Here is a 17,746-nt window from a genome sequence, read left to right as displayed (position 1 = left end):
CGTCTCCGCGAGGCGGCCGAATAGATGCAGGCTGGAAGTCCGGCTACCGTGCTCCCGGCATGCGCTCTTGAGCGACTGCGTGGATCGCCGCCCATTGGCCCCGTTCTTGAGCGCGGATCGTCTACGTCGCCTGTTCGAACGCCTGTTCCGAGAACCGCTCGATCCAGACTGCCAGACGGTCGGCGGAAAAACTGGCAGCGCGTGTGCCGGCGCGGCAGACGATGGTGTCGCCTTCACGCACGAACCGCAGCGCGCCGCCCGCTTCTTCCAGCCACAGCAGGCCAGCCAGCCAGCCCGCGTGCTCGGCCGATACGGCCTGACCCACCGGCCGGGCGAGGAACTCGCTCAGCGTAGCCGGCGAAGTCCAGATCAGCGCATCGCCGTCGCCGCGTACCGAGGCGCCGAGGATTTCGGTGAGAACCTGCACCGCATCAACGGCGCTGCGTCCCGCATTCTGCGTACGCAGTTCCGCGAGGCGTGTGCCGACCGCGTGTCCGAAGCTGCCGCTGCATTCGCTCTCGACATGCACCAGGTCGGCGTAGTCCATGCGCTGCCAGTCCGGCTCCACATTGCGCGCACCCGCCAGTTCGGTGCCGGCCAGGTAGGTCTCCACCGGCTGGAAGCGGCCCGGGCCGATCAGGCTGGCGCACAGCGTGTACACCGTGCCGATGCGGGTGGCCACGGTCTGCGTCTGCAACACGCCCAGCTTCTCGCGCACGAGCTGGTCGCGCTCCTTGCGCAGTCCCGCCAGCTCCAGCGCCTGCTTCATCTCCATGCGCAGCGCACTGATGTCCCACGGCTTCTTGATATAGCGATGTATCTGGCCCTGGTTGACGGCCTCGACGGTCTGGTCCAGCTCCGAATAGGCGGTCGTCAGGATCCGGACGATGTGGGGGTAGCGCTCGCGCGCATAGCGCAGCAGTTCGTTGCCATATTCGCCCGGCATGCGCTGGTCGGACACCAGCACGGTCAGGCTGGCGGCGTGGGCATCCAGCATGGCCTTGCCCTCCTCCACGGAGGCGCCCGTCACCACCGGCGCGATCGCGCCGATGGCGCGTTCGAAGTATTTGGCCGCGGTGGCTTCGTCATCAACGAACAGAATCGCCGGGAGCGGTGTCTGGTTGGCAATCGTATTGCTCATTGGTAACTCCTGTGCGTTCGATCCTTGAAATTTGGGAATTCCGGCGTCACGGTCATGCCGGCGCCGGACGCGGATGCGATCCTGATACTCCCGCGAAAGAACTGCGTGACGCGGTTGCAGAAAATCATGCCGAAGCCGCTGACGCCGGCGTGCGTGATAACCGGGGCGGCCGGCAAGCGCTGCATCACTTCGGGCGCAAGACGGGGGCCGTGGCCGCCGATGCCAGCACCTCACGGACCCTGCCGACGCCTAGCGGTTTCTCCAGGATTTGAAACACCTCGCCGGAATTGACGGCTTCCAGCAGCGCGTTTTTGTCCGCGTAGGCTGTCACCAGGATCCGCACGATATGCGGATACTCCTGCGAGACCTGCCGCAACAGGTCGCCGCCGTGCCGGCCCGGCATGCGGAAGTCGGTCACGAGGATCGCCACCCGCGGACCTTCGCGGCGCAGGATGGTCATGGCCTCGTCCGCGCCGTCGGCGAGCAGCACCTCAAAGTCGCTGCCGGCCGCGCGGGCAAAGTACTTGCGGGCCAACTCCTCATCATCGACATAGACGACAGTGTGCCGGGCTTGCTGGGTCTCTCTCATCTCGACATTACTCGACACGCGGCAGGTCAAAATTGAATGCGGTCCACTCGCCCAGCTGGCTTTCCGCAAACAGTGTGCCGCCGTGCCGCTCGACCACTGCATAGCTGATGGACAGACCGAGGCCAAGGCCCTGGCCGACGTCGCGGGTAGTAAAGAATGGTTCGAACACCCGCGCCAGATTCTCGGCGGCGATCCCCGGGCCGTTGTCGCGCACGTTCACGTGCAGCCGGTCGTCGCGCCATTGCGCCGTGATACGGACCTGCGGCGATACGGTGCCGGCTTTGTGCATGGCCAGAGCGGCATTCGAGAACAGATTGATGAGCACGCCGATGATGGCGGCTTCGTCGCCCAGCACGAGCGTGTCGCCGGGCAGCTCGCGCGTGACGTTCACGCCGCGCAGCTCGTGTGCGCTCAGCCGGATCGACGCGTCAAGCGCCTTCTCGAACAGGAACGGCACGTCGTCTGCCGTCGCGCCGGGCTTGCGGTAGGCAAAGGTTTTCAGGTCCGACACGATATGCTGGATGCGAAGCATGCCCTGCTTGACATCCGTCAGGCACTCCTGCAGTGACGGGCTGTCTTTGGCCTGCGGCTCCTCCATCGCTACTTCGATGGCCATCAGGCAGAAGTTCACCGGGTTGTTGACCTCGTGCAGCAGCCCCGCGGACAACGTACCGATTGCCGCCATCTTCTCCTGCTGCAGCAACTGGCCCTTGATCTGCGCGAGGTTGTCATTGGTGCGGGCGAGCTGGTCGTTTTTGTGCGCCACCTCGTCCTTCAGCCGGAAAAGCTGGAAACGGCCTTTTTCGTTGAAATAGGTGTAAATGGAACTGGCCAGCGCGCAGAAGAAGATCAGGATCAGCTGGAACTGGAACTTGCTTGGGTTCTGGATGCCGCCCGGATGTGCCGCACAGGCGACGTAGTAGAGCAGAACCGTAACCAGGCCGAATGCCAGCGTCTGCCAGTAGCCCGAGGGAAACAGGATTCCGACCGCAAAGATTGTCAGCATAAGCCCGGCATAGAACAGCGACTCCCCGCCCTGCGTGACATAAATCATCCAGGAGATCATTGCCTGCGGCAGCAACAGCCAGAAGAAGGTAATGATCTGCACGTGGCGTTTGCCTGCTTCCGTGCAAAGCGAGAGCAAAGCCAGGCCGATGGCCGCGCTGGTCAGCACCCGAACGATAGCAAAGCGCTTCTGCTCGGCCGGATACACGACATAATCCAGCGCCACGCCCATCAGCACCAGCACGATTACGGTCAGGCCGCCCGCCTTGCTGCACAGCAACCGGTAGTCGCGCAACTCTTCACGATAGTTCGAATGCAGCCCAGCCAGGGATGTTGTCATCTCAGGCTACTTGTTGCGGGCCGATCGTCGCCTCGGCAAACACATTAACGCCGGTCGAGTCCGTGTACAGGCGCGGTTCGCCGCAACTGTCCGGCATGATTTCGGCCATCTGTGCCTCGTTGCGATAGATCAGGTACCACTCCAGCACGTGCTCCATGCTGAAGCGCTCCGGGTTGTCGGCATGGACATTGGTGACCAGCAGACGGCCGCCCCGCCTGGTGCGGCTGGCGAAATGCTGGTTCAGCCGCGCGCAGACCTTGTCCGACAGGTAGTCGAACAGGCCGGCGCAATAGACCGCGTCGAATTCGCGGACGTCCGCGGCGTCCGCGTCCATCCGGCGCTTGAGCAGGTGGTGGACCGAATCATGTGTATAGCTGATGGTCATGCGCCTGCCGGTTTTCTGCGCGATGGACCCCAGGCGGTCGCGCGTCCAGTCCAGTGTCTCCTGGCTGAAGTCGAGCAGTTCGAACGTCAGCCACTCGGGTTCGTCGTATTCATGCATGAAGCGCTGGATTTCCTGAGCGGGGCCGCAACCCACGTTCAGCACCCGGAACGGCCGCTGCGCGGCGCGCGCTTCATTGGCCAGCCGGGTCAGGTAGTCCACCAGCAGTTCGACGCGGTTGCGGTGCGCGCGTGCCACGGCCGTCTGCAGGAAGGCCGCGTTGACGATCTGGAAATACGTGCTCGGTCCCTGGCGGGGATCGTCGAGCATCTGGTTGACCATCTGGTAGTCACCGGCATAGCCGAGCGGCTTCGTGAAGGTACGGAAAACGAACGGCGAGCGCAGCAGCAGGGGATGCAGCGCGGCCTGGGCAAAGGCACGGTGTGCCGGCGCCAGTTCTTCGTCGACCAGCCGCGCCTCGCCTTCGAATTCGTCGAAGTAGACCTTGGTCCTTTCCATCAGCGGCGACGCCAGTTCGAGGAAGAAGTCCTGGCGCAGGGTTTTGCCTTCCTTCGGCATGGTGTCGACCAGGTCGGCCTGCTCGACCCAGCGCGACATGTCCGACAGAAAAGCCCGGATCTGGTTGACCGCGATCTGGTAGTCGCGGCGGATCTTGAAACGCTCGGACCAGTCCTGCACGAACCGGCGGGCTTCTTCCCCCACCGCGGGGGCTTCCAGCGCGCCGCCGCTCAGTTCCAGCCACTCGGCGATCAGCGTTACCGAGACAATGGCTGTCAGGCCGGTATTGACCATACTGATTACGACCGCCTTACCCGAATAGGCGTGTTCCGTGCCCATCTTGACCGACAGGTCGCTCAGCACCTCGCTGACCTGGACAATCGAATACGGGTTATAGACCTCCATCACCAGGGACTTTCGCTGGAGATTGATGATCGTGCCCCGCACCTGCTCGCCCTGCGAGTTCCGGAAGCTCACTACCGGATCGATTTGTGTTTTGGAATACACAGTATTTCGGCTAGGTAAGTACCACGACAAGTTGGTTTGAAATCTGGTGCCATACCCGGGCCAGTAGGCCGGCCAGTTCAGCGTCGATGGTTTGGAACAATCCGGATGTTTGCGATTGCAGCATTCTACTTATAAAAAATGAATGCTGTCGTTTCATGCGAATTTCATCGGCGAAACTGCCGTTAGCAGCAGACTGCTGCCAACCCACGAGTAAGGAGTTCCATCATGCCCGCACATTTGCCCAATCTGAATGATCGCGTCGCCCTGGTGACCGGCGGCTCCCGCGGAATCGGACGCGCCATATCGATCGCGCTGGCCGCCGCCGGCGCATCGGTCGCCGTCAACTATCGGCAACGCGGGAACGAAGCGGCCGGCGTCGTCGCGGAAATTGAACGCGCCGGCGGCCGCGCGATCGCGGTACGTGCCGACGTATCGGTTGCAGACGACGTCAAAGCGATGTTTCGTGAGGTGGAGAATCACCTTGGTCTCATCGATGTGCTCGTGAACAATGCGGGCACCGGTACGATCGTGGACATCGACGATCTCACGGAAGCGGAGTTCGACCGAACCCTCGCCGTCAATCTGAAATCCGCATTTCTCTGCACGCAGGCTGCGCTGCCCGGCATGCGCGCGAGGCACTGGGGCCGCATCGTCAACCTCTCGTCGGCGGCTGCCCGCGGCGCGGGGCTGCTTGGGGTTCACTACAATGCCTCGAAAGCCGGCGTCGAGGGACTGACGCGCGGCTATGCGGCAAAGCTGGCCCGCGAAGGAATCACAGTCAACGCCGTGGCACCGGGGCCGATCGACACCGAAATGGCTGGGCCGCTGAAGGCGGCCAACGTTGCGGACAAACTGCCCGTGGGGCGCCTGGGCGAAGCGAGCGAGGTGGCGCAGGCGGTGCTGATGGTCGTCGGCAATGCGTTCATTACCGGCCAAACGATTCCTGTCAACGGAGGCGTCAGCTTCATATAGACCCCTGGTCGCGTCGCTTGCGGGCGAGATCCGATGCGCGAGCGTCGCACACAGGAGGACCGTCGCGAGCGCCGATTGCGGTTCTTCGCGCCAGTCAAACCTCGGTGCCGCGAATCGCGCCGATCAGCCTGAGAACAAACGCGCCGCCGGTGAACACGAAGCCCACTCCACAGACACCGGTCCAGCCTGCCAGCGACCAGGGCGCCCCTCCTCGGCGACCGCTTTAGCAGCCCGAACAGCCGCTCTTCTGGGGCATTTCCTTGCGATCCCAAGACGGTTCATCGCCGAATGTCTCGGCGAGGTAATCGACAAACCGCCGCACTTTGAGCGGTATGCGCCGCGCGCTCGGATAAACCGCCTGGATCGTCAGATCAGCCGCGCGATAGGCCGGCAGCAGCGCTACGAGTTCGCCGCTCCGGATATGCGCGCCGAACACGAAGGTCGGACCGTACACGATGCCCGCTCCGGCAATAGCGGAGGCGAGCAGCATCTGGGTGTTGTTGGCCGTCATCCGGCAAGGTCCGTCGATGACGTGCGCGCGGTTTTTCCTGTCGTGCAACGTCCAGTCTCCGGCCGACACGGCCTCGCTGAACGCAAGTCGCTGCGCACGCAGCAAGTCGTCCGGCTTGCGCGGCGTTCCGTGGCGCTTGAGGTAGGCGGGAGACGCACACACGACCATCCGGCACGGCGCAAGCCGGCGCGTCACAAGTCCCGGATCCTCCAGTTTTCCGATCCGGATGGCGACGTCAACGCCGGCATCGATGAGATCGACGTAGCGGTCTCCGAGCAGCACTTCCACATTGACATGCGGATGGTCCTCCATGTAGCGCGCCACAACCTCGCCCAGGTGCATTGCGCCGAACGTGACCGGCGCCGCGATGCGCAGCACACCGCGCGCCGTGCCTTGCGAATCGCTCGCTTCCCGCTTCGCTTCGTCGAAGGCTTCGAGAATCCGCTTGCTGCGTTCGTAGTATGTCTGGCCGGTATCGGTCAGACTCAAACGCCGTGTGGTGCGGTGGAGTAGCCGGGCATTCAGTTCGGCCTCGAGGGCGCTCACGTGCTTGCCGGCCATCGCCGCCGATAGCCCGAAGCGGCGCGCCGCCCCGGCAAAGCTGCCTTCCTCGACAGCGGCGACGAAGACTCCGAGGCTCGTGAGCCGATCCATTTTGTCCTCCAATTCGATAGCAGGATTATCGACTGAACACACCGATCCAGCAATTATCAAACTGAAGACTTGAATCTACTATGCGGGCATCAGCTAACGCACAAGGGGCACGAAAATGGTAATCAGGTCGAATGGCACGCGGATTCACGTCACACAGCAGGGCAGCGGCGAGTTGGCGCTGGTGTTCCTGCACTACTACGGCGGCTCGTCGCGCACATGGGACGCGGTAGCGGGCGAATTGTCAGACCGCTATCGAATCATTGCCACCGACCACCGCGGCTGGGGCGATTCCGAGGCGCCCGCCGACGGCTATCGCATTGCCGATCTTGCCGCCGATGCCGAAGGCGTTATCGAAGCGCTGGGGCTGCGGCGTTACGTTCTGGTCGGTCATTCGATGGGCGGGAAGGTTGCTCAACTTATCGCTTCGCGCCGGCCGCGCGGGCTCGAAGGTCTTGTACTCGTCGCGCCGTCGCCTCCGTCGCCGATGCTCCTTTCCGACGAGCAACGTGCAACGTTGACCGGCGCGTATCAAACGCGCGAATCGGTGGAATTCGTTATCGATCACGTCCTGACCGCAAAGCCACTCGACGCCGCTCGCCGCGAGCGGGTCATCGAAGACAGCCTCAGGGGCGCACCGCAGGCTAAGGCGGGCTGGCCAAACGTGGCCATGCGCGAAGACATTAGCGCGGCGACGGCGTCAATCGACGCGCCGACCATCGTCATCTCCGGCGAGCTCGACCAGGTGGATCGCGTCGCAACGTTGCAGGCGGAACTGCTGCCTCGCATCCCGCACGCGGCAATGCACGTCCTGCCCGGAACGGGACACCTGTCGCCGCTGGAGGCGCCCGCCGAGGTGGCGCGGCTCATCGCGCGATTCGTCGCAGCGATCGAGAGCAAGTCAGTGGTGTGCAACTCGCCCGAGCAGGTCCCGGTCGCTTTCGATGCGGCGCTGAACGCAGGCGATCTGGATGCGCTGCTCGGTACGTTTAGCAATCTGGCCACGATGCGGATGACGAATGGCGAGGTGGTACAGGAAAGCCCCGCCGGTTTGCGCATCGGCTTCGCCCAGTTGCTGGCGCTGCGCCCACACATCCGTAACGAAGTGCGTCGTGTACTGACGAGCGGTGACATAGCCCTTGTCCTGCTCGACTGGACCCTGAACGTGACGCTACCGGACGGTCGCGAGCATGAAGAGCGCGGCACTGCTACGCAGGTGATGGAAAAGGGCCGCGACGGTGGATGGAGACTGCGGATCTCCAATCCGCCTGGGCTGAACTGAATGGCACTGGAGGTGGGACGCCACTCGCATATCTGTAGGGGGCAGCGAGCAAGTTTCAAGTGAGCGAAGCGGGACGTTTAGATGCCCGAGCAAGTCGCTCGCGGAACGGCCGTTCCTGGCCCGATCACTGCCTCATGCAGGCGGCGTGCACTGCCCGAACCTCGCGTAGTGTCGATGACAAGACCTGGAAATATAACAGCGGCAGTCTCCGATTGTCAGCGATTCAGGCGTCGGTGTGGAGGGACCGCTACTGGCCGAAGTCACAAGCTCCAAGCTTGGATGCGCCTTACTACGTGAGATTCAGCCCACCATCCGACAACAGAATTTCTCCAGTTAGATAATCTGAGGCCACCAGCATCATGACAGCCTGAGCAATGTCTTCCGGACTAGCTGACCGCCGCATTGGGGCTCGCGTCTTCCAAAGCTCCTGTGCCTGCGTCCAGTCTGCGGTCAATGGTGTATCCACCAGTCCGGGAGCAACAGCGTTCACCCGGATATCCGGCGCAAGCGATACTGCCAGCAAGCGAGTCATGTGGTTTAGTGCGGCCTTCGTAGCCGCGTAAGGGATTGACGCGCCCTTTGGCCGAACACCTGCATGCGAGCTAATGTTGATCACGCAACCTGGGCGGACACGTTGAACCGCGTCACGTAATGCAGGTTCCGCCTCGGCTATCAAACGAAACGGAGCCACCACGTTAACCTCGTGCAGTTCCGCCCACACCGCTGGTGTAGCTGCAGCCAGATCTGCATGAGGGATGACGCGGCTGATCCCGGCGTTGTTGACCAGAACGTCGAGTCGTCCCCACGCGGCGACGGCTTCACGGATAAGCCGTATCCTGTCCGCATCGTCCGCCAGGTCAGCCTGTACGTAAATAGCTGAACCGAGTTCGCGAGCCAATGCTTGACCTGTTTCTGCCGAACTGCGCGAATGCAAGACAACTGAGAATCCTTCGCTTGAGAGCCGCCGGGCGATGGCAGCGCCAATGCCAGAAGTCGAACCGGTAACAAGCGCGACAGGGGACGCAATTTTCATGTTGTTGACGTGGGTGACAGTCGTTAAGCATTCCGCCCCTTTCGACGCTTTGGAGACGGATCCGCGCAACCGGAAGTGGATACGGCATTGCCTGCTCGACGATAACACGCTCGTTACCAAACGTCATTCATTCGCCTGTCGCCGGCCGGGGCCGCAAGAGTCGGCTCTTCGTGGCAAAGCCGCCGTTCGCATGTGCCGTTGAAGATGCGACCCAAAGTCGGTTCCCGGCGGGATTCAATGTGGCGCGAACCGCTGTCAGGAAGATCTACGGGAGAAACGAAAAGCCGCTGTCCGTAAGGACAGCGGCTTTTCTCACAACGACTGATGAACGAGCGCGCCTATTCTTCATGCTTGCGCCCGGTGCGTTACTAATTGCTGTTATTTACCCGCCGGCGACGCTGTGCCTGGAGTTGCCAGCGTGTTGTTGACCCCGTAAGCGCTGGCGTTGGGCGTCGAGCTAGTATTCGTGGTTTGCTGCAGGCCCGGGTTCGCCGACCCGCCGCTCATGCCGCTGTCCGAGTTGGTCGCACCAGACGTGCCGTAGCCGCTCGTCGCATTGGCCGGCGATACGGCGGCGGGCGACACTACGCTCGGGGTTGCCAGGGTGTTGTTGCTTTGTGCATAGGCCCCGCCCGAGAGCGCGAGTGCGGCGACAGCCGCGATTAATGTGCTGGTTGCCTTGTTCATGACCTGCTCCTCCTGGATGGACTCGAATTTTTTGATGTAAATACAGGTACTGAAAAGTCTAGGAAAGCGGTCGCTGATAATTAAGCGCATTGTTCGCAAGGGTTCATTTCGCTTTTCGAAATGACGTCGAAGACAAGCAGCAAGCGGCCGGTCAGAGTTCTTCTTCAGTCGAACAGGCTTTGTTTAGCAAATGTCAGCGTTCTGTTTTTTTCCGTAGCGGTGCGTCGACGGAACTGACGCGCCGTCCCCCTCAAGCTAGCCGACGACTTGTTTTCGCACATAGGCGAAGCGATATCTGCCGTACTGCGGCATCCGGATGGCGCCGTAGGCTCATCCAAGCCATCCCTTGATGTTCTCTGCCATCACGCTGGTCGAGATACCATATCGGTCATGCAAAGTCGGCAGCGCGCCCGCAGCGAGGAACTGGTCGGGCAGTGCGATTTGACGATACGTCGGCGTGACGCCGGCCGTGAGCAGCGTGGTCGCGACCGCTTCGCCAAGGCCGCCGATCACCGAATGATTTTCGGCGACCACGACCATCCGACCCGTGCGTCGGGCTTCGCGCAAGATCGTCTCAGTGTCGAGCGGCTTGATGGTCGGCACGTGCAGCACGCCAACGCCCACTTTGTCCGCTTGCAGCAACTTCGCCACCTCCAGCGAGCGCATCGTCATGATGCCCGACGAGATGATCAGCACCTCGGCCCCGTCGCGAAGCAGCTTGGCCTTGCCCAGCTCGAACTGGTAGTCATATTCGTCGAGGACGGCCGGAACATTGCCACGCAGCAGACGCGCATACACTGGACCGTTGTGTGCGGCGATAGCGGGCACCATCTGCTCGGTGTCGAGCGCGTCGCACGGGTCGATCACCGTCATGTTCGGCATCGCACGCATCAGGGCAAGATCCTCGGCCGCCTGGTGGCTCGGTCCGTAACCCGTCGTGAGACCCGGCAGCGCGCAGATGATCTTCACGTCGAGGTTGTCCTCGGCGATGGCCTGGTGCATGAAGTCATACGCGCGGCGCGTCGCAAACACCGCATAGGTCGTCACGAACGGCTGCGCACCTTCATGCGCCATACCGGCCGCCGCTCCCATCAGCAGTTGCTCGGCCATGCCCATCTGGTAGTAACGTTCGGGGAATTCCTTGCCGAAGATATGCAGGTCGGTGTATTTGCCGAGGTCGGCGGTCATGCCGACCACGCTCTTCTTCTCGCGAGCCAGTTGAACCAGCGCATGGCCGAACGGCGCGGGTGTCTTCCAAGGTATTCCGCCGACGCAAGAGGCGCGATGAACTCGTTACGTAGCGTTTTGATCTCGCCATCGGTCCAATGGGCGTACCCATGCCGCACGTCGACGTCATAGTAGCCAGAGGTGAACGACACATCTTCATACGAACACGCAAGATTTAACTGGATGTCGCCGTTCGCTTCCTGGAATGAAGCGAGGCGTGGCAGCAGCCACATCAGCCCGAAGCTGGGGCTCGAATGAATACGAAGAATCTCCATGCCCGACTGGCTCGATGCGCGCTCTGTCGCGCGGCTCAGATCGGCGAGCGATCCGGTGACATCGGACAGATATTGCTGACCCGTTGGCGTCAGCACCAGTCCCCGTCCCAGTCTCGTGAACAAGGGTCTTCCGACCATGGATTCGAGATTGGCGATCTGATGGCTGACCGCCGATGGCGTTAACCCCAATTCATCAGCCGCCCGATTGACGCTCTTCGTTCGTGCGACGCTCTCGAACGCGACGATGGCTTTTAGTGGCGGGATGCGCATTGTTCCTGGATGCAGAGGTTACGAACCTTCCTGGCTCAGGTACTGGTTTCACTACAAATGCTTCCAGCAATGTCGCGCATCCCGGCGGTAAAGGCAAGTCGCGGGATCCGGGCTTCGTATTTGTCATTCGCACCCAGCATGTTCCGGGCGTCCATTTGGCTTGCGTTTCGGCGCTATGCCACGTTTTCCGGCGGATAGAATGACCCGAGAACCTGCTCCCCCTTCACCCCTTGCTCGCCGACCGCACCACCCGGCGCCTTCCCACACTCGGCGTTGGCACCACCACCTCCGCCAGCAATTCGTCATGCAACTCGCGCAAGACCTCCACAAACGCCGAAGCAAGCCGCTCGCGCGGCCTATGCGGAGGAAAAAGCAGATAGGTCTGAAACCGCGTAGCCGGCAGAAACGGGCGAATCGCGATATCAGGCCCCGCGAAGTCGCGCGCAACGATCGGATGCGCGAGCGTCACCCCCATGCCGTGGCGAACCATCTCGCAGCACATCGCGGTGTATTGCGCCTCGATTGCCATCACGCGCTGTACGCCCGCGCGCTGGAACACTTCGTCCATCAACGCGCGCGTGCCGTCCCCATGACACAGCGAGATGAACGACTCGCCTTCCAGATCCTCCGGCTTGATGCTGCGCTTCGCCGCCAGCCGATGCGCCGCCGGCATCACACAAACGGCAGCCAGGTCCGACAACTGCTCGACCTCGCAATCGGACGCCTCGCTGACATACACCGCCACGCCGAGATCGCAAAACTGCGACGCCGTCCAATGATTGACCGTGCCGGACGTATTCACGTGAAGCGACACGGTGACATCCGGAAACAACTCGACAAAACGTTTGATTGCGTGCGGCACCAGCGTCATGCCTGCCGAAGGCATCGCCGCGATGCGCAGGCGGCCGCTGCCGAGATTGCGAATCTGCGCCGCGGCATTCGCCAACCCCTGCAGGCCGACAAACGCGCGTTCGACTTCGCGAAAGAACGCCTCGCCTTCGCTGGTCGGAATCAGCCGCACGCCGCTGCGCTGAAAGAGTTGCAAGCCCGTGTCGCGCTCCAGTTGAGCAATCAGACGGCTGACGTTCGGCTGCGAAGTGAAAAGCGCCTTGGCCGCGGCGGTCATCGATCCCGACACCATCACCGCCCGAAACGCCTCGATGTGCTTGAGATTCATAGGTGTTCTCCCTTAGACAACCGCCTTCAATCCATATCATCCATGCATAGATAGGTATTTTATTCGTATTGGACGGCATGATTGGCCGGCGCGAAACTGCATTCTATTCGACGGGCAGCGAAGCCCGCCCTCCCCCCACACCGGAACTGGAGATCGTCGTCATGAGAAGCGCGTTGCATCGCCGTCTGTCCGCCCCGTCCCGCACCGCCATCGCGGCGCTTTCATTTGTTTCCGCGCTGGCCGCGCCTCTCGCCGCGCACGCCGAGACCACGTTATATGTAGCCAACGTGGGCGGCTCGAACGAGCAGGTCTACCGCCAGAAAATCATTCCGCCGTTCGAGAAAGCGCATAACGTCAGGATCGTCTACGTCGCCGGAAATTCGAGCGATACGCTCGCCAAGCTGCAGGCGCAGAAAGGCCATCAGCAGATCAACGTCGCGGTCATGGACGACGGTCCCATGTACCAGGCCATGCAGCTCAACCTGTGCGCGAAGCTCGACGACGCGCCCGTGATGAAAGACCTCTACCCGCTCGCGAAGCTCGGGCCGACGGCGATCGGCGTCGGCATGGTGGCAACCGGCATCGGCTACAACGAGGAAGCGTTCAGGAAGGCTGGCCTGCCGCCGCCCGACTCGTGGAAGGCGCTCACCGATCCTCGCATCAAGGGCAAACTCGGCGTGCCGCCGATCACCAACACCTACGGCCTGCATACGCTCGTTATGCTCGCGCGTCTTTCCGGCGGCGGCGAGAAGAACATCGATCCGGGCTTCACCGCAATGACGAAGCAAGTCGCCCCGAACGTGCTGTCCTGGGCACCGACGCCCGGCGAGATGGACGGCCAGATGCAATCCGGCGACGTGATCCTCGCGCCATACGGCAGCGGCCGCGCGGTCGCATTGCAGAACACCGGTTTTCCGCTCAAGTTCATTTACCCGAAGGAAGGCGCGGTCGCGTTGCAGGTAGCCGCATGCGTGGTCGCGGAAAACGCGCAGCCGCAGTTGTCGCAGCAGTTCGTGCAATACCTGCTGAGCCCGGAAGTGCAGGCGTTGCAGGCGCAAGGCATTGGTCTGGGTCCGGTCAACAAGACCGTCAAGCTCACACCCGAAGTAGCCGCGCGCGTGCCCTACGGTCCGGAGCAGATCTCGAAGCTGACCGCGATGGACTGGACCACGATCAACCAGCATCGCACCGAGTGGACCGAGCGCTGGAACCGTTCGGTCGAACGCTGAACTCCGGCACCAGCAAGTCCCTCGCGCGGCGCGCGTTTCTGACGAAGGAGCAACGCATATGGCCTTCCTGACTCTGCAGAACATCTCGAAACGCTACGGCGATTTCACGGCAATCGAACACCTCGATCTTTCTGTCGAGCGCGGTGAACTGCTGTCGCTGCTCGGACCATCGGGCTGCGGCAAGACCACCACGCTGCAAATGGTCGCGGGCTTCGTCACGCCGACCACCGGCAGCATCCTGCTCGATGGTCGTGACATCACGCATGAACGTCCCGAGAAGCGCGGCATCGGCGTGGTGTTCCAGAGCTATGCGCTGTTTCCGCACATGACGGTGGCGGGCAACGTGGGCTTCGGCCTGGAGATGCGCAAGGTCAGGCGCAAGGAGCGTGAAGAGCGCGTCGCCGAAGCGCTTTCACTGGTGCGGCTGAAAGGCCTCGGTCATCGTTATCCGAAGGAACTGTCGGGCGGCCAGCGGCAGCGTGTGGCGATTGCGCGCGCCATTGCGATGCAACCCGAACTGCTGCTGCTCGACGAACCGATGTCCAACCTCGACGCCAAGCTGCGCGAAGAGATGCACATCGAATTGCGCACGATCCAGAAGCGCCTCGGCATCACGACGATTCTCGTCACGCACGATCAGGTGGAAGCGATGACCATGAGCGATCGCATCGCGGTGATGCATCGCGGCACCATTGCGCAACTGAGCACGCCGTACGACGCATACGAACGTCCCGCCACGCCGTTCGCATCGACGTTTCTCGGACGCACCAACGCGTTTTCCGGGGAAGTGCTGCGGCGCAATCCGCGCTGCGCGGAAGTCGACGTTGCCGGCACCACGCTGCACGTCCCGCACGAGGGCCGCCATGTTGTTGGCGCGGTGAACGTCTATATCCGCCCGGAAAAAGTCTATCTGGCCAATGGCGACGCCCGGGTACGCGGCCGCATCTCGACGCGCGTATTCGTCGGCAATCAATGGCTGCTCGAAGTGGACACCGAACTCGGCAAGCTGCGCATCGCGCAACCGAACCACGGCGCGCCGCCGCCCGAAGAAGGGCAGGAAGTCGGCCTCGCGTGGACCGACGACGACCTGCGCGTGCTCACGCAGGACAACCCGGAGAGAACTCATGGCCACGCTTGACGACGCCCGCCCCGGCGCCGCGCCGTGGTTGCTGTCGGGGCCCGCGCTGCTGCTGTTCGTCGGCCTGCTGCTGGTGCCGCTGCTGCTCACGCTGATGCTGTCGTTCCGCGTCTTCAGCGACACGGCCGGCGTGACCGCCGCCTATACGCTCGCGAACTACTGGGAAGTCGTCAGCGATCCTTACTACGGCACGATCTTTCTGCGCACGGCCGGCCTCGCCTTCGCCGTCACGCTGCTGTCCATCGTGCTCGGCGTGCCGGAAACCATCGTGCTCGCGCGCATGAAACGGCCGTGGCAGTCGCTCTGTCTGTTGATCGTGCTGGGCCCGCTGCTCATTTCCGTGGTGGTGCGTACGCTCGGCTGGCAGATTCTGCTCGGCAACAACGGCGTGCTCAACAACATTCTCCAGACACTGCATATCACCGACGAACCCATCCGCCTCGTCTTCACGATGACCGGGATGATCATCGCGCTCACCCATGTGCTGGTGCCCTTCATGGTGATGTCGGTCTGGGCGACCATGCAGAAGCTCGATCCGCAGGTGGAATGGGCCGGCCGCTCGCTCGGCGGCTCGCCGTTCGCGGTGTTCCGCCGCGTGGTGCTGCCGCAGATCATGCCAGGCGTGCTGTCGGGCTCGATCATCGTGTTCGCGTTGTCGGCCTCGGCGTTCGCCACGCCCGCGCTGATCGGCGGCCGGCGCCTCAAAGTGGTCGCCACCGCCGCCTACGACGAATTCCTCGGCACGCTCAACTCGCCGCTCGGCGCGAGTATCGCGGTGCTGCTGCTGATCGCGAACGTGGCGATCGTGATGGGTTGCAGCCGGCTTGCCGAACGCCGCTTCCAGCACATCTTCGACTGAGCGAAGGAGAACGACCATGAAACAGAACGGCATTCTCGGCCTCGTCTACAACGCGTTTTTTCTGACCTTCATCCTCGCGCCGCTCGTGGTGGTGATGCTCGTGGCGTTCACGGACAAGGGCTTCATCTCGATGCCTTTCGATGGCGCGTCGCTGCGCTGGTTCCGCGCGATCCTCGAAAACGACGACATCGTCTCGGCATTCTGGCTGTCGGTGCGGCTCGCGTTCGTAGCGGCGACCATCGGCGTGCTGCTTGCGGTGCCCGCCGCGCTGGCGATCGCCCGCTATCGCTTTCCGGGCCGCGCCGCGCTCACCAGCTTCTTTCTCTCGCCGATGATGATCCCCGCCGTCGTGCTCGGCATCGCGTTCCTGCGCTTTCTGTCGCTGCTGCATCTGTCCGGATCGTTCTGGTCGCTGGTCTGCGCGCACGTGATCATCGTGCTGCCGTATGCGCTGCGCCTCGCGTTGTCGTCGGCGGTCGGGCTCGATCGCGATGCCGAACGCGCCGCGCTCTCCTGCGGCGCGAGCCGCTTCACCGCGTTTCGCCGCGTCGTGCTGCCGATGATCCGCACCGGCGTAGCGGGCGGCTGGGTCCTCTCGTTCATCCAGAGTTTCGACGAACTGACCATGACCATCTTCGTCGCGACGCCCGGCACGACCACGCTGCCCGTCGCCATGTACAACCAGATCGCGCAGACGATCGATCCGCTGGTCGCTTCGGTGTCGGCGGTGCTGATCGTCGGCACGGTCCTCCTGATGATCCTGCTCGACCGCATGGTCGGACTGGATCGCATTCTGATCGGAGAAGCCCGATGACATTGACAAGCACCGCCAGCCCGGACGTGCTGGTGCTCGGAGGCGGCCTCGTCGGCTCGGCCGTGGCCTACGGGCTCGCCCGCGAAGGCGCGCGCGTGACCGTGCTCGACGAGGACGACGGCGGCTTTCGCGCATCGCGCGGCAATTTCGGCCTCGTCTGGGTTCAGGGCAAAGGCTATGGCCTCTCGCCTTATGCACGCTGGTCGCGCAGCTCGGCCACGCGCTGGCCGGGACTCGCCGAAGCGCTGCTGGAGGAAACCGGCCTGAATGTGGCATTGCGTCAGCCAGGCGGCTTTCACTTCTGTTTCAACGACAACGAACTCGCCGAACGCGACAAGCGCCTCTCGACGCTGCAAGCCGAACTCGGCGACTACCCGTACCAGATGCTCGATGCCGCCGAAGTCCGCGCACGCATTCCGCAAGTCGGCCCGGCGGTGATCGGCGCAAGCTATTCGCCAATGGACGGCCACGTGAATCCGCTCAAGCTGCTGCGCGGCCTGCACACCGCCATGCAGGCGCGCGGCGTGCGGCTCGTGTCGAGCGAACGCGCGGAGCGCATCGAGCCGCAAGCGCAGGGCTTCGTCGTGCACGGAAAGCGCGGCACGTATCGCGCGGCGCGGGTGGTGCTCGCCGCCGGGCTCGGCAATCGCACGCTCGCGCCGTTCGTCGGGCTCGACGCGCCGGTTGCGCCCAATCGCGGGCAGGTGCTGGTGAGCGAGCGCGTCGCGCCGTTTCTCGACTATCCGACGCTCAACGTGCGCCAGACCGACGAGGGCAGCGTGCAGTTCGGCGACTCGATGGAAGAAGTCGGCTTCGACGATTTCACCACCACGCACGTGCTTGCCGACATCGCCCGGCGTGGCGTGCGCGCGTTCCCGATGTTGCAGCACGTGCGGCTCGTGCGCATGTGGGCCGCGCTGCGTGTCTACAGTCCCGACGGTTTTCCGATCTACGACCAGTCCGCGGCACACCCCGGCGCGTTCGTCGTCACGTGCCATAGCGGCGTGACGCTGGCCGCCGCGCATGCGCTGCGCGTCGCGCCGTGGATCATGGGCGCGCCGATGCCCGAGGAACTACCCACTTTCTCCGCGCGCCGTTTCGAGCACGCCAGAGAACTGACTCCCGCTCATTGAATCCG

Annotated in this window: 15 protein-coding genes and 2 pseudogenes; 7 read left to right on the top strand and 10 right to left on the bottom strand. The window is 63.0% G+C overall.

Annotated elements, in window-relative coordinates; genetic code table 11:
* Positions 1–121: 121 nt before the first annotated feature.
* The 4 genes from BXE_RS23740 to BXE_RS23720 all read right to left on the bottom strand — a co-directional run bounded on the left by BXE_RS23740 (position 122) and on the right by BXE_RS23720 (position 4,483).
* Entirely contained in the window at positions 122–1,141 is a 1,020-nt protein-coding gene (locus BXE_RS23740; RefSeq protein WP_011490673.1) for a response regulator, read from the bottom strand.
* 184 nt (positions 1,142–1,325) lie between these two features.
* Positions 1,326–1,730, bottom strand: coding sequence for a response regulator (locus tag BXE_RS23730; RefSeq protein WP_011490671.1), 405 nt, complete (start codon positions 1,728–1,730; stop codon positions 1,326–1,328).
* A gap of 7 nt (positions 1,731–1,737) precedes the next feature.
* Positions 1,738–3,075, bottom strand: a complete 1,338-nt coding sequence (locus BXE_RS23725; RefSeq protein WP_011490670.1) for a sensor histidine kinase — start codon at positions 3,073–3,075, stop codon at positions 1,738–1,740.
* Position 3,076: 1 nt separating this feature from the next.
* Entirely contained in the window at positions 3,077–4,483 is a 1,407-nt protein-coding gene (locus BXE_RS23720; RefSeq protein ID WP_011490669.1) for a class I SAM-dependent methyltransferase, read from the bottom strand.
* A 225-nt stretch (positions 4,484–4,708) separates the two neighbouring features.
* On the opposite strand from BXE_RS23720, the gene BXE_RS23715 reads away from it, so the two are divergent.
* Complete coding sequence (locus BXE_RS23715) at positions 4,709–5,455, top strand: SDR family NAD(P)-dependent oxidoreductase (RefSeq protein ID WP_011490668.1); 747 nt, start codon at positions 4,709–4,711, stop codon at positions 5,453–5,455.
* A gap of 223 nt (positions 5,456–5,678) precedes the next feature.
* On the opposite strand, the gene BXE_RS23710 is transcribed toward BXE_RS23715, so the two are convergent.
* The gene (locus tag BXE_RS23710; protein WP_011490667.1) at positions 5,679–6,620 is read right to left on the bottom strand and encodes a LysR family transcriptional regulator; all 942 of its coding nucleotides are present in this window, start codon (positions 6,618–6,620) and stop codon (positions 5,679–5,681) included.
* Positions 6,621–6,735: 115 nt separating this feature from the next.
* Here BXE_RS23710 and BXE_RS23705 point away from each other — a divergent pair, with 115 nt between their 5' ends.
* Positions 6,736–7,899 (top strand): alpha/beta fold hydrolase, encoded by a 1,164-nt coding sequence (locus tag BXE_RS23705; protein WP_011490666.1) that lies wholly within the window; start codon positions 6,736–6,738, stop codon positions 7,897–7,899.
* 289 nt (positions 7,900–8,188) lie between these two features.
* Here the strand turns inward: BXE_RS23705 and BXE_RS23700 are convergent, their stop codons facing one another.
* The 5 genes and pseudogenes from BXE_RS23700 to BXE_RS23680 form a co-directional block, all read right to left on the bottom strand.
* Positions 8,189–8,932: an SDR family NAD(P)-dependent oxidoreductase gene (locus BXE_RS23700; RefSeq protein ID WP_011490665.1), complete on the bottom strand. Its 744-nt coding sequence runs from the start codon at positions 8,930–8,932 to the stop codon at positions 8,189–8,191.
* Positions 8,933–9,310: 378 nt separating this feature from the next.
* On the bottom strand, positions 9,311–9,619 hold the full coding sequence (locus tag BXE_RS23695) for a hypothetical protein (RefSeq protein ID WP_011490664.1): 309 nt from the start codon (positions 9,617–9,619) through the stop codon (positions 9,311–9,313).
* Between the two features lie 330 nt (positions 9,620–9,949).
* Positions 9,950–10,864 (bottom strand): annotated as a pseudogene (locus BXE_RS23690) (transketolase family protein); the annotation flags it as partial.
* Positions 10,864–11,391: pseudogene (locus BXE_RS45980) on the bottom strand (LysR family transcriptional regulator); the annotation flags it as partial. The pseudogenes BXE_RS45980 and BXE_RS23690, both read right to left, overlap by 1 nt.
* Before the next feature lie 223 nt (positions 11,392–11,614).
* Entirely contained in the window at positions 11,615–12,568 is a 954-nt protein-coding gene (locus BXE_RS23680; protein ID WP_011490661.1) for a LysR substrate-binding domain-containing protein, read from the bottom strand.
* A gap of 161 nt (positions 12,569–12,729) precedes the next feature.
* Here BXE_RS23680 and BXE_RS23675 point away from each other — a divergent pair, with 161 nt between their 5' ends.
* From BXE_RS23675 to BXE_RS23655, 5 genes are read left to right on the top strand one after another with little or no spacing between them, the layout of a single operon-like run.
* Complete coding sequence (locus BXE_RS23675; protein WP_040125049.1) at positions 12,730–13,797, top strand: ABC transporter substrate-binding protein; 1,068 nt, start codon at positions 12,730–12,732, stop codon at positions 13,795–13,797.
* 58 nt (positions 13,798–13,855) lie between these two features.
* Positions 13,856–14,935, top strand: a complete 1,080-nt coding sequence (locus BXE_RS23670) for an ABC transporter ATP-binding protein (protein ID WP_011490659.1) — start codon at positions 13,856–13,858, stop codon at positions 14,933–14,935.
* Positions 14,922–15,794, top strand: a complete 873-nt coding sequence (locus tag BXE_RS23665; RefSeq protein WP_011490658.1) for an ABC transporter permease — start codon at positions 14,922–14,924, stop codon at positions 15,792–15,794. The genes BXE_RS23670 and BXE_RS23665 overlap by 14 nt, the downstream gene beginning before the upstream one ends.
* Before the next feature lie 16 nt (positions 15,795–15,810).
* Positions 15,811–16,608: an ABC transporter permease gene (locus tag BXE_RS23660; RefSeq protein WP_011490657.1), complete on the top strand. Its 798-nt coding sequence runs from the start codon at positions 15,811–15,813 to the stop codon at positions 16,606–16,608.
* The gene (locus tag BXE_RS23655) at positions 16,605–17,741 is read left to right on the top strand and encodes an NAD(P)/FAD-dependent oxidoreductase (protein ID WP_011490656.1); all 1,137 of its coding nucleotides are present in this window, start codon (positions 16,605–16,607) and stop codon (positions 17,739–17,741) included. The genes BXE_RS23660 and BXE_RS23655 overlap by 4 nt, the downstream gene beginning before the upstream one ends.
* Positions 17,742–17,746: the final 5 nt, after the last annotated feature.

The sequence above is a fragment of the Paraburkholderia xenovorans LB400 genome (genome assembly GCF_000013645.1).
Taxonomy (GTDB): Bacteria; Pseudomonadota; Gammaproteobacteria; order Burkholderiales; family Burkholderiaceae; genus Paraburkholderia; species Paraburkholderia xenovorans.
The sequence above is the reverse complement of the archived record's forward strand: the minus strand, read 5'-3'. Positions and strand labels throughout refer to the sequence as shown.

Excerpts from the sequence above, each read along its gene's own strand:
- BXE_RS23740 (WP_011490673.1), bottom strand. The coding sequence starts at position 1,141 with ATGAGCAATACGATTGCCAACCAGACACCGCTCCCGGCGATTCTGTTC.
- BXE_RS23730 (WP_011490671.1), bottom strand. The coding sequence starts at position 1,730 with ATGAGAGAGACCCAGCAAGCCCGGCACACTGTCGTCTATGTCGATGAT.
- BXE_RS23725 (WP_011490670.1), bottom strand. The coding sequence starts at position 3,075 with ATGACAACATCCCTGGCTGGGCTGCATTCGAACTATCGTGAAGAGTTG.
- BXE_RS23715 (WP_011490668.1), top strand. The coding sequence starts at position 4,709 with ATGCCCGCACATTTGCCCAATCTGAATGATCGCGTCGCCCTGGTGACC.
- BXE_RS23710 (WP_011490667.1), bottom strand. The coding sequence starts at position 6,620 with ATGGATCGGCTCACGAGCCTCGGAGTCTTCGTCGCCGCTGTCGAGGAA.
- BXE_RS23705 (WP_011490666.1), top strand. The coding sequence starts at position 6,736 with ATGGTAATCAGGTCGAATGGCACGCGGATTCACGTCACACAGCAGGGC.
- BXE_RS23700 (WP_011490665.1), bottom strand. The coding sequence starts at position 8,932 with ATGAAAATTGCGTCCCCTGTCGCGCTTGTTACCGGTTCGACTTCTGGC.
- BXE_RS23695 (WP_011490664.1), bottom strand. The coding sequence starts at position 9,619 with ATGAACAAGGCAACCAGCACATTAATCGCGGCTGTCGCCGCACTCGCG.
- BXE_RS23680 (WP_011490661.1), bottom strand. The coding sequence starts at position 12,568 with ATGAATCTCAAGCACATCGAGGCGTTTCGGGCGGTGATGGTGTCGGGA.
- BXE_RS23675 (WP_040125049.1), top strand. The coding sequence starts at position 12,730 with ATGAGAAGCGCGTTGCATCGCCGTCTGTCCGCCCCGTCCCGCACCGCC.
- BXE_RS23670 (WP_011490659.1), top strand. The coding sequence starts at position 13,856 with ATGGCCTTCCTGACTCTGCAGAACATCTCGAAACGCTACGGCGATTTC.
- BXE_RS23665 (WP_011490658.1), top strand. The coding sequence starts at position 14,922 with ATGGCCACGCTTGACGACGCCCGCCCCGGCGCCGCGCCGTGGTTGCTG.
- BXE_RS23660 (WP_011490657.1), top strand. The coding sequence starts at position 15,811 with ATGAAACAGAACGGCATTCTCGGCCTCGTCTACAACGCGTTTTTTCTG.
- BXE_RS23655 (WP_011490656.1), top strand. The coding sequence starts at position 16,605 with ATGACATTGACAAGCACCGCCAGCCCGGACGTGCTGGTGCTCGGAGGC.